General features: G+C 46.2%; 8 protein-coding genes. 4 read left to right on the forward strand and 4 right to left on the reverse strand.

Annotated elements, in window-relative coordinates:
* Positions 1–302 precede the first annotated feature (302 nt).
* Positions 303–971: a recombinase family protein gene (locus JWS10_RS16380; RefSeq protein ID WP_299508909.1), complete on the forward strand. Its 669-nt coding sequence runs from the start codon at positions 303–305 to the stop codon at positions 969–971.
* Positions 972–1135: 164 nt separating this feature from the next.
* On the opposite strand, the gene JWS10_RS16385 is transcribed toward JWS10_RS16380, so the two are convergent.
* From JWS10_RS16385 to JWS10_RS16395, 3 genes are all read right to left on the reverse strand, one after another.
* Positions 1136–1390, reverse strand: coding sequence for a hypothetical protein (locus JWS10_RS16385; protein ID WP_299508910.1), 255 nt, complete (start codon positions 1388–1390; stop codon positions 1136–1138).
* Positions 1391–2161: 771 nt separating this feature from the next.
* Positions 2162–5308: a glycosyltransferase gene (locus tag JWS10_RS16390; protein ID WP_299508911.1), complete on the reverse strand. Its 3147-nt coding sequence runs from the start codon at positions 5306–5308 to the stop codon at positions 2162–2164.
* Positions 5309–5720: 412 nt separating this feature from the next.
* On the reverse strand, positions 5721–7211 hold the full coding sequence (locus JWS10_RS16395) for a hypothetical protein (protein ID WP_299508912.1): 1491 nt from the start codon (positions 7209–7211) through the stop codon (positions 5721–5723).
* Positions 7212–7546: 335 nt separating this feature from the next.
* Between JWS10_RS16395 and JWS10_RS16400 the strand changes: the two genes are divergently transcribed.
* On the forward strand, positions 7547–8020 hold the full coding sequence (locus tag JWS10_RS16400; RefSeq protein WP_366943549.1) for an SOS response-associated peptidase family protein: 474 nt from the start codon (positions 7547–7549) through the stop codon (positions 8018–8020).
* A gap of 1569 nt (positions 8021–9589) precedes the next feature.
* Positions 9590–10864, forward strand: coding sequence for an AAA family ATPase (locus JWS10_RS16405; protein WP_299508914.1), 1275 nt, complete (start codon positions 9590–9592; stop codon positions 10862–10864).
* A gap of 190 nt (positions 10865–11054) precedes the next feature.
* Here JWS10_RS16405 and JWS10_RS16410 read toward each other — a convergent pair whose 3' ends face one another.
* Positions 11055–11444, reverse strand: coding sequence for an H-NS histone family protein (locus tag JWS10_RS16410; RefSeq protein ID WP_299508915.1), 390 nt, complete (start codon positions 11442–11444; stop codon positions 11055–11057).
* A 336-nt stretch (positions 11445–11780) separates the two neighbouring features.
* On the opposite strand from JWS10_RS16410, the gene JWS10_RS16415 reads away from it, so the two are divergent.
* The gene (locus JWS10_RS16415) at positions 11781–12041 is read left to right on the forward strand and encodes a pyocin activator PrtN family protein (protein WP_299508916.1); all 261 of its coding nucleotides are present in this window, start codon (positions 11781–11783) and stop codon (positions 12039–12041) included.
* Positions 12042–12068 lie beyond the last annotated feature (27 nt).

Here is a 12068-nt window from a genome sequence, read left to right on the forward strand (position 1 = left end):
CCCAAGACCTGCGCCTCGGCGTGAGCCGCTGTAGTCCAAAAGATCAGAACAATAGGAGCCAAAAAACATCGCATGGTTTCACCTTGTTAATTGCATCACTCAATTAGTGCGAGGCCCGCGCTTACGTCAACAAATATGGTGTTCATGGTGGGCACGGCATGCGTGCATCGCACCACGAACTGTCCGCAAGAGTATAATTCTGCATACATCTGAAAATAGACGTGTTCGGGTGTACTTTAGGGTAGCTTTTACCAATCGTACAGTGTATTAATCGTACAGTAACCTAACGGACGTGAAAGCCAGTGACACCGACGCCCAAAACAGTCCTGTATGTACGTTGCTCGACATCTGAGCAAACGAGTGCGCACCAGATCACCCAAGCCCGCGATGCTGGATTTGTATTCGACGACTCCCATGTCATTACAGATCATGGCGTGTCAGGCGTCTCGACCAAGTTAAAAGATCGCGACCAAGGAAAACGTCTGTTTGATCTACTCCAGCCCGGTGACACGCTTCTAGTACGTTGGGTCAATCGGATCGGGCGGGACTACATGGACGTAAAGACCAACATAGAGTCCTTTCTGCGACGCGGTGTTACCGTAAAGACAGTAATTAACAATATGGTGTTCCATCCCGACCATGTGTTGAAAGACCCCATGCAGATCGCCGCCCGTGATGCCGTCCTCGCGTTCATGGTTGGTATCGCTGCTGCCGAAGCCACTGCAGCGCGTGAAGCCCGTCGCGCAGGGATTGATCACGTTATGGACTCGGCGAACAAAGCCGACAAATATCGCGGTAAGAAACCGGGCTTTGACCGCAAAACCCTTGAAGCAGTGCTGACTTCACTTGCTGCCGACGCGCCAAACATAAGCATCATTGCCCGCGATAACGACCTGACACGGCAAACCGTCATGCGAATCCGCAAAAATCCTTTAAATGCTGATACTTCGCTTCGAAAATGGGGGCTTTGATCAGGCAACACGTCATGCCGCAATTCATAAGCGATAAACTAACGCCACAAGTCGAACCGGCACTGTAGTGGCACATTTCCAGCCACTTTATGGAAATTGTTCCGGTAACTGCATCGCACCTGCAAGGCACCACGATAAGAAAATCCGCAAAAGTTAAGTGTGAATTACTTCCATGGCAGATCATCAGCGATGGCAGATTTTGCAGCGTTCAAAAAATCTCGTTCGGTATCCGATAAGATGCTGGAAAACTTAGAAATGCTTCCTACCAGATAGTTCATTTCAGTTTTGTTTTCGTCACTTACAAGATGCTTACCTGCCCCCAAATCACACTCTAAAATATCAAGGCGGGCTTGAATTTTTTCACTTAAATTCATGTATTTTCCAACAATAACAAATCCCTCTTGTACCGCTATTTCCACTTTGCTTCTGGGTCGTATTTGAGTGCCGAAACTATTCTAGCGCGCGATCGTTGATCTTCCACAGACAACATTCCGGGCGTGGTGTACAACAGCTTTATTATTAATTCTTCACTCATGTCAGTTGAGGGTATTTCGGCGCGGATAATTGCGAGTGCCTCGGGATCCATCGAATTAATATTTCCTTTGCGATAAATGATTTGGCATCCAACACGCGGAAATGCTAGCTTTCGTGATGATGCTCGGAATTAATCCAACATTAATCGAAAATTGGCATATATGCAAATCAGTTAATAGTTTACTATGCATTTTTCGTTATTATTTCGGTATGACATAACCGACCAATCAGGAGGCGCTTATAAATTGTGTTCAGAAATGAAGGCGGTTGTGGCGTCACGGTCTTCGTCAAGATGCGCAACGAAATTGAAACTCTCTTTAGCAATAGGGAAGACACCCTTTGGACCGTGCATGCCGTAACGCATAAGTTGACGTCACTCATCGAATAGTGTCGGTCTCATCGAGCAGCAGGGGATAACCTAACGGACGAGATGTGGGTCTTGCCGTGCTGATTTTCGGCAGCATCGGATGGCTCACCCACAAGCAATATACGGTCAATGACGAATACAACGGGCTACCGCGCCGCATCCTCCGCCCCATCGTAGGCACGAGAGTATTGCCAGTAAGCGACTGCCCAACCTTGTCGACCATCCACCGATTGATTTCTGTCTGCGCACTGAGCATCGCAAAAATAGACCGCACTTCGATACTGCTTGCTCAAGTTCCCCCTATTGCTAAGCGCTCATTCTCAACTGCCATGCCAAAAAGTCGCTCGAAAACATGGGCGAGATTCTTGTGTGAGCCGGATGAGCTATCTCCAGCAGCGAAATCAAGGTCCTTTGAAGGAAATCGCTTGAATCTTTCAAAGGGATAAGCTCGGGCGATAAACATAGTCCCCCCAACGTAGCGCGTTCCGCCTTCAATCCCGTACATGTTCAGCCAGTGTCTAAGATTATAAGTTTTCTGTTCTCGATTTTCTTCTGTCGTAAAAACGTAATCAGAGCAAGCTAACATGCCCAGTCCCGGCTCAGCCTCAAATCTCAAAAGGCTGTCTTCAAACTTTGAGCTACTTATTAGCAAGGCATCGACCAAGTCGTCTCTCCACTTGTATCCAGGCACGGGGCGACCGTAAACTAGACTAGCCTCCGACTCAGGGCGAAAGTTTTTAGTATGAAGTTTCATGACAAAGTCATATTGAGACAAGTTTCTTGATTCCAATACCTTCAAAAACGGCAATGCGTCGAAGCCTTTGTTTTCTGTGGCCATGAATTGCACAGATGGCGTCAGACCGTGAAAGGCCTTCTTGAAGTCTTCCTCTTTGAAGTTCGATGTGATTACTAAATCCCATTCTGTTCCCGAAATATTTTTTAGTTTTTCGACCATATAAGAAATTTGGTCAATATAATAAACATGAAGATGAACCAAGGTTCGTGGTTTAGGTTCACTTAAAAGTTCCACGAGAGTAGGAATCGAACCAAAGCTATCGCCGACTTGTTCGACCAACTCTGAAAAATAAGGTGACCGCGCCGCATAGCTCCAAAAATGACACTTCAATCGCCAGTCGAGCTTGTTCGTTGGTTTGTCTTTGCTAGCGTAATGGACAATTTTTGGATCAAGCCGGCTCTTCGCATAATCAAAGAACGTATGATCTGCGAGAGTGTGGCGCAAATAGGAATAATTTTGCAGATACCATACGTGATTCCACTCCGACGAGAAATAAAATACGTCATCGTAAAATACGCTATTGAATACGCACTGATCAAAGAAAATCGGTTGCTTTATTTCTTGTAATTTAGCTAACCCAAGCGAGACGAGGTCTCTTACTTTGCGGCTTTTCATGTCAATGATCAATATGCCGGCCTGGAAATATTTTTCAAACTCCCTTACACCCAACACATCCTCTAGATAATCCCCAAACTTTTGACCCTTTATCACCGAGTTTTGTCTGGCAGCATGAATGTTTGCGACGTTGCGGCTTGCGCCAATGGCCCTTCCAAAAAGATCAATGTCGTAAAGGTGAGCGATATCAGATCGAACAACAACATCGGTGTCAATGTAAAGTACTTTGCCAAATCCCTCCATTATTTCGCTAAGAAATATTTTATTGTATGTTTCGGCCGGGACATATCCCTCGACATGAAGGTCCAAACCAGCGAGTTGCGCAAAAATCTGGTTCATGTTGTGAAAACGGATGGATATATTCTCCCTTGCTAAGCCCGCAATGCGCAACTTTGACCCGTCAGACAGATCGCGCTCAAGAACAACGATATCGTAGTTTCTCAAAACGTTGCTGTTTTCTGCGATTGAAGTGATGACTACCCCGAGGTAGGCGACGAAACTCTCATTGCAAGAAAGCACGACGGGCACACTATTTTCTGTGAAAGCGGGGTAAATTTTTGAATCAGCCCGAATACATGACGGCTTGTTATGCTCATGACGATGTTCGAACATCCAAAAATCGGAATACAGATAGCGTGTATTTGGGAACGTCACATCGCGCGGCGAGATTCCTTCCCTCCACAAGGAATAGGCTAGCCCCAGTTGATCGCGCGACGTGAAATCGCAAAGAATTTTCCACCACCTCTCCATGATTGATCTGATGCTCTCAACATGGTGTCGCCTGTAGACGAGGTTGTTTTCTGTTAATCCGTACTGCTTAGGAAACTTCATCGCTTGGAGAAATTCGAGCTGAATCGTCAATAGTTCTTTATTTGACGCAGAGGTCCGGCCGCTTGCATAGAGCGCCTTGACTTCATCGTAAACACAGTCACGCGCAAAGTGCTCAGGAAGAAGCAACGAAACGCCTCTTTCTTCGATTTCCGAGAAGATGTAATCCGAGATAATATTGATATTCCCGTCGATATATATGCTTTCTTCGTAGCTTTCGAAAAACAAATGTGGGTTTATTTTATGGTATCGATTCCTTCGATCCGCTGGCAAATCAGGCCTAAGTGCGTGGCGTGTCTCCCATATCCCGAAGTTACCGATCGCCACGAGATTTTGATCATCAGTATAGCAGACGTAATCCCATTCATCGTTAATGTTGAAATGCTGTATTAAATGGTCATATCCACCGATAATACAACAGTAGACAACTTTTTTTGATTTTCGCTGAGATTTTACTTTTATATATTCGGAGACTCTGCGTTCCGTTGGAACCAAGTGGTTTTGCCTAAATTGATATGCAGGGCGCTTTTCCGCCAGGAATAGAGAAATCGGGTTTGAGTCAGCCGATTTTTGAAATCCAGAAAGCTTGAATGCTTCCGATGGACTGTTATTTTCGAGGTATCCAATCTTCAGATAGTGATCGAGCGGTTCTCGATTGCTTTTTTGAAGAGACTTCCACTTTCGATATGATTGCGCGTAATTTTTAAGATACCATATTTCGTCCCAAAAACCTGATGCGAGAACTTCTTGCTTAGCTTCCAGATATTGGACGGCAACCTTAGAATCTTCTTTGTCCTGATGTTTCCCAAACGCTGGTCCTCGGAGGTTACTGCTGGGGCCGACACTCTGCCGCATGTTAGTCAAATCTAACGAATCGACTGAGTTTCTCGAGTTGGACTCGCCAATAGAGCAGAAAACATCTGTGCTGGGAAATACTGTCCGCTTTTCTATTCTCCCGACTTGTTCGTAGTGAAGAAGCGCATTGTAGCCTTGTTGGGCCACGTCAGGATACTTTTCTGAATATGCGGAAGTTGAAAACTGAGGGCCGGGATCGCGAGATAGTCTGCCTCCAATTCTCAGGTAATGCTCCGGTGGCGTCAGACCAGTTTCTACCACATCTGGATATCGTCCACGATACCACTCCGAATCAAAGTATGGACTTTCTTCGATCAGCTTAGATTGACTTGAGAAACTCATTTATTGCAGTCCCGATCCTAGATGGCCGTCTCACGTCAACTATAATTTGCTAGCAAACGCTACCTGTTTTTCGCGCGGATACCTTACTCAACTTAAAGATTGCGCAGTTGAGTAATGTTATCTTTTGGCTTCGAGTGATTACATATCGCCCCAACAATTGTCAACGACCCCACCGCTAACGTTTAGCGTTTAGCGCTTAGCTGTCAATTTTGGCTGGTGGCTTACGGATTTGCCATATTGGCCAGCGAACCAGAGGAACCAGTCGCTCAGGCCGCCGTGAAGATGCAAGGTTTCAGAGACGACACACTGCATTAGTCCACGCGGGAATGCCCAGAAAGAGTCAGAGGACTGGCTTTGCGTTTAGCGACGGTGACATCCGTTCATAAGTGTCAGACCGGAAATGACATAATGACTATCTGGCGAGCCGCAGCGCGCGGACAACCCGTCGAAGCGGCGATGTGATTTTCCATGAGCTACTGGACAGCAAGGCGTCGCGCGCGCTCTGGAGACGATTGATGACTATATCCTGTCTCGCTAAGCGTTCGCGTTGACGCTGCTTTTCCGTTTCGGATTTGCTTCGCTCTTTGATTAGCTGGTCTTCGATCGTTATTAGATTACGTGCAAGCAGCGCAACTTCCGATGTCAATCGTCCGCTACGATTTTTTTCGTCCTTGAGGGCTCTGTTTTGGGCTTCAAGAGCGGCGCGCACTTGGAAAACATTGGCGTTTAATGCGTCAATTTCCGCCAGCTGCGCTCGCCTCAAAAGCTCCGAGTCCTTCTCAGTTTCGCTACGCAATGTTGAGATTGCTACTTCATACGCTTTGCGCTGTGCTTGTGCCTCGATAAGGGCTGTCGTCTGTGCTGAACAAAGGGCGGATCCGACTTCCTTCAGCTGGCGGTCGAGCTGTTCGGCCAGGTCACGCTTCTCCGCCAAGTCTACTTGTTTCCTCGCCAACTCAACCTCGGCGAAGTTTAGCGCTGAACCGAGCTTAACAGCTGTTGCGGAAACTTTAATACCACTGCTAATCAGGGGAGCAAAGGCAGGACTGCTTTGCGTCAGTCCTTCGTTGATTTGATTCAACGTGGCATGGTCAGTGGCTGCCTCTCCCTGTGCAGCCCATCGCTCAAGTATAGCATACACATTCTGAACCCAGCCAGACGCGGAGTTGTCAAGCAACTGTTGAGGGGGAAGATCGTAGTGGCGCAACGAAGGGGTAAGAAACTCGCTTATATCGCCGGCGAAATTTCTCGAAATACCGGGCCACTTGACTTGTAGTGTTTTGCCAAGACGATCTGTCGTACCACTCCAGTCGCTCAAAATTTGCTCATACGAGACAAAGCTACGCAAAAGTCCGCGACTGTTTTTTTCAGCGTCTAGGACATGCCGCAGCCAGATCAACTTACCTAGCTCCGTATCAATACCATCTCGCTTAAGCAAAGAGGCTGCCACATCCAAAGGATTACGATGAATGTGCGCAATTACTGAACGATAGTTCAGCTGTTCAAAAGCATCGAGATACATGGGCAGCAGCCTGCACACTCTTGGATCCTTCAGTAGCGACAATTGCGCATCCGCAAACTCGGACGCCAGAGTGCCTTTAAGCTTTTCCAGGTACTGACCTGCCTCTCGCGAGCCGAACCAATCGGGGCTCAACGGTTGCCAGTCGCTCCACGTCGTCCCTGCCGAGCACAGAATGTCGGAATTAAGTTCGCAAATGACTTGGCTTTCAAAAAACCCCTTGGGATTGGTAGCGTGCGGCGGCATCAATGTCGCGGGCGTCGCGCAGCCAAGCAAGTTTAACAAGCCGGCGAATGCCGACGTGCCGGAACGGTGCATGCCAAGAATGATCAGAGAAGTTTTGCGGTAAGGCTTGTCCCTGCTTACCGTTGAAGTCTTGCCCATATGCCGGTCCGTTATCCATTTTGCGGTTACGAAGCCGTGCCTGACGTTAAGGCATGATTCGACGCGACCGTTGACTCTAAGATTACAAGTACGAGTGGGGCTTACAAGCACCACCTTTGCAAGCCTTAAGGCGACACAGTAACGCACCTATGGCTTCATCTGTGCTACTTGCCCTTTCAACGATCCAAATTCAACTGGAATTACGACCTGCTGGCATGTAGAAAGCTAAGGTCGCAACGGGCGTTTTGGCGTGAGCCCGCTTCCCGTGGACTTGTGCGTAGAGCCCGTGAGTTGATGCTCTGCTCTCCATCCCTGAACCACTCATCCGCAACGACATTAATGGCACTGTGCTGACATATGCCCGTTGGGGTTTGCCCACTCGGGAATCTTTCCTCGTTGGCAAGAAAACGGACAGAGGAGTAACAAACATTCGTAACCCTGCATCGCCTCATTGGCGTAGATGGTTGCGCCCGCCTAATCGATGCCTTGTGCCGCTGTCGAAGTTCGCGGAATCCATACCCGGTGGCAATGCATGGTTTGCCCTGCCCGATGATCAACCTGCATTCTTTGCTGGCCTGCATGTTCCGCAATGGACGTCTACTCGCAAGTTGAAGGATGGCGAAACCACAGACGACCTTTACGGCTTTCTGACATGCGCACCCAACTCCGAAGTGGCTGAAGTTCACCCCAAAGCTATGCCAGTAATTTTGACCAATCCAGTCGAATGGAATACGTGGCTTAATGGGGCATGGGATCAAGCCAAAGCGTTGCAGCGGCCATTGCCCGATGGTGCATTGATCAGACTGTAATCGACTGAAAACACGTTCCGTAACACCTTCCTAAACACGCGGATTCAGCATCAAAAACTGGGTCAAAATCGGCCCAAATCGACTGAAAACCGCTCGATATCCTGGATAATATATCGTGTAAAATCATCAGGTTATAGTGTTTGCTCAATAAAATAACTCAATTAAACGTCATTTAACGAATATTGGGGTAGGGATATGCCTACCTTTTGCATATTTGGCTGAATTAGCGTCTCGCGACTGTTAGTAACATGTTGATATTGTTGCGTTAATTTAAAGTCAAAAATTCCAAATTGCAGATTAAAAAAGTTGGGGCAGTTTTGCGGAACGGAATATTGAGTCTGCCTTCAGCATCGGTTGGATCACGGCATGATATCCCTTTCCATAATGTTGATAACGGAATTTCGAATCCTGTTGGATATACCTGTTTATTATATCTCCATAAGGTTTGGATGTTGGTTTTGTTAGTATGAGTTTACATTTGAATTTTGAATGCAAAGTGTATGAATCAAAATAGAGGGGGCAAGATCGCGCTTGCGATTTGACCGCTTGAACGGATGAGGTCTTGCCGAATGAGTGAAAGAGATAATTTTTAGTGCTGACCGACAGGGAAGTACGTTGATACGTGAGTCAACATTCTGATTCAAACAAGCTTTATCCAAACAGGATTCCTTACAGTGACAAATTCAGGAGCAAAGCGACGTTTAACTTGATACCTTCCAACTTTATCCAAACAGGAAATCCAAATGGGATATTTTAGGAGCAAAGCGACGTTTAACATCAGACCTTTCCAACTTTATCCAGATGAAGATTCCTTACAGCGATATTTCAGGAGCAAAGCGACGTTTAACTTGATTCTTTCAACTTTATCCAAGTGAAAATGTTTATTGGTATTAGAATTATTATCACGTTTGTCTTCGCTACAGTGTTACCACTTCCGGCATTCTGCCTACAGCGTTACCACTTACGTTCGCGTTCAAGGACGCCTCAACAAACGGCTTCGCTTTCCACTTTTCATTCCATTGAATCGTAGTTTAGAGTCCAGCTCTAATATCATCATCCAACAGTCTTAAGGAAATTATAATATAGAGTAGTATACAAGAGGATTCGACTTCCAAAATGCTCTTTTTTCCTTATTTTACTGGTGTTTCTGAAGGTTTTTGATGGGACATTCTGTGCACTTTGAGTCCCATTTTTCACGCCGATTTGGCCTATATTTGGCACACTATCCGACCTGCATAACATAACTTTTGGTTTTGAAACCATAATCGACGCAACGCCTAATTGTCATTGATCGGCAACTTTCGGTTTCAAAACAATTCCAAATAATCATCCCCAACTATTTCGCCCGTTTCGATCACGAAAGCGTGATAATGCTGTAACATGGGCCTAAATGGGCATGTCGGTTTCCTATGTATAGCACGTTGGATAATTCCTTGTGTGACTAAGATTTTTGGTGTTTCGGATGGTAAGATTGATCCCTTACCGTCCCAAACTAAAAAACCGGATCGAGTCACGAATGACACAGCATACCACCCAAAAAATTTTATTAATAGCATTAGGAAAACAAAGATGGCTTTAGTCCACTCCGATAAAATCAATACCCCTATTCTCACTGTTGAACAACAATCGGCCTTTGATGGCATTATCAATCAAACTACTCCAACATGCGTTATTGCTGGTTCGGCAGGCACGGGTAAATCCCAACTCATAGCAGCCTTAGCAGCCCATTTTGGCGATAGAGCGATGTTCGTTTCCCCAACTCATAAAGCCGCCCAAGAGTTGTCAAAGAGGGGCAATTTGAAAGTATACCAAGTTGCTGCTTTGTTAAAGAATTTGGCAGTCAAAGCAATGTTGTTCGAGAAAAAGGTTACGCATATCATTGTTGATGAAGCATCAATGATCGACCGGAAAACCAAGATTCTGATTGAGAAATACATTGCTGCGAATGCGGCTTCCCAAATCAATGTTGTGTTTTTGGGTGATCCAAATCAACTTCCCCCTGTCAACACAGATATTGTCGAAATGCAGCATGATTGGTTTCATTCTGTTAAACCTGACTTCATCTTGACCAAAGGCTTCAGACAAGACTCCAACACGACTATCAAAGTTGTTATGGATGCGCCGATTGATCCAAACCGCAAAACCATATGCGTGACAAACTACATGCGAAACAAAATCAATGTTGCCAGTCACGAAATCAAACACGGGAAAACGAAAGCTTACACATGCAGACGCCGCAAGCAAATTTTGCAACCACATGCTGGTGATACTCTGATTTGTTACAATCCACCTGTTGGTATGATGTTTCGGAACAACTGCGAATACGTTATCAAATCCATTTCAGATGATACCGAAGTTGATGGAACGCAATGCTTCAAAATTCTGTTTGAGGAATCCCGTAAATCCATCATGGTTCCAAAATCTGTATTTCAAATCAAGGGCAAGAAAAAAGACGATAGAGACGCGAAACGCGACTTCGAATTTGCTTATGCATTAACTGCACATGCCGCCCAAGGATCGGGATATGACAATGTGATTGTTTACTTGGAACGTAATGCCGTAATGGCCGATGATGGCGAAACGGTTGAATATAAATCTGCCTTTGATACCGCTTACATGCAGCGTTGGCTATACACTGCTATTACGCGCGGCAAGAAGTCAGTTTTGGTTGTTGATGAAAATGACGCGATTGGTGATCTTGGCTTAAGCCTTAATGTGAGCATACGGGCCAATTTCAACGCCGCAGACGTGGCGAGTCCAGTGGTGACTGCTATAGGTACAAGTGCCGCGCTTCCATCGGCTGCTATGAGCATGAGAACGGAACCTGCATCGGCCCGTACGTAGTTTGAATTTTTGCCGCATCGGTTTGACGATAGCTTGCGCATTGCCGCCTGAGATTCAATAATACGACCCGTATTTTGCGCAAACCAACTTCGACATTGCAAAATACACGCCAACTGCATGGCGGAAATTCGCGGCATGACAAACGACAGCCCCCGCCAAACAATTGGTAGGGGCTTCAATCAATCAGTCGTTAAGCCGCTTTGTCGATGATCAACTGCTCTAAAGTGCCGCCATGTTCAAGATGTGCTATAACAAACCCCGGTTTGCGGCCTTTGCCCGTCCACGTAAGCGAAGGATTCTCAGGATGGGCATAGAGCGGAGTCGATGGAGTCTTAGCAGCCGTTCCACCATCAGCCTTTTTCGTATACGTGCGCTTGGTAGGCTTATCATCTGCTGGCCCATAACCGAAAATTTCCGATATGGACAAACCCGCCGCCTTCAGCATTTCCGAAATTTTGGACTTGGTATCTTCTTTCAGCAGTACTGCTTTTTCCCGCCGAACATCGCTAACCAAGGCGGATAAATTATCCAAATCTAGAAGCGAAAGCATCATCAGAGAGTCTTTGTTAAAGTCGGCCATTCGTTACATCCTTGTGTGTTTGCGAATCGTGAAAACAGATATGGACGCATTTGAATGTCAGTCAATACCTTCTTTGAAGCGAATAGGTATCGCCCCCCAAATCTATTTTGAAGTTAGGGCGATTGAGAAAGATCAAATTCGTTAATTCTTAGGGCATTGATAACAAACGAGTATTCGGCGTAGCGACTTCGAGTTAAGTAAATTGATCAAACTAATCAAGTACTTAGAGTGGTTTGACCCTATTGACAGTTGCAGCGCGGAAGCACAAATCACCATCACGATCAACGACACAAACCAAACGAAAAGGATTGTGCTTATGTAAAAAGGAATTTTTGAATGATTACTCAATGGGCTTTGTTAGGACGTTATGAAGGGTTGCCGATTATCCCGGTTGATACCGTTATCGCGGATTTCTTCCCGACTATGAAGCGAGACTATTTTCTAAGGAAGGTGGCTGAAGGTGCGATTGCCTTGCCGCTGGTGAAGATGGAAGCCTCGCAGAAAGGTGCAAAAGGCGTCCACATAGCGGACCTTGCAGCGTACATTGACGCCCGCCACGCGATGGCTACGGCAGAACATAACCGAATGCATCACTAAGCCGAAAATCGCCTGCAACTACAACTT

Origin of the sequence: Cypionkella sp., assembly GCF_028290025.1 — a bacterium.
Classification (GTDB): Bacteria; Pseudomonadota; Alphaproteobacteria; order Rhodobacterales; family Rhodobacteraceae; genus Cypionkella.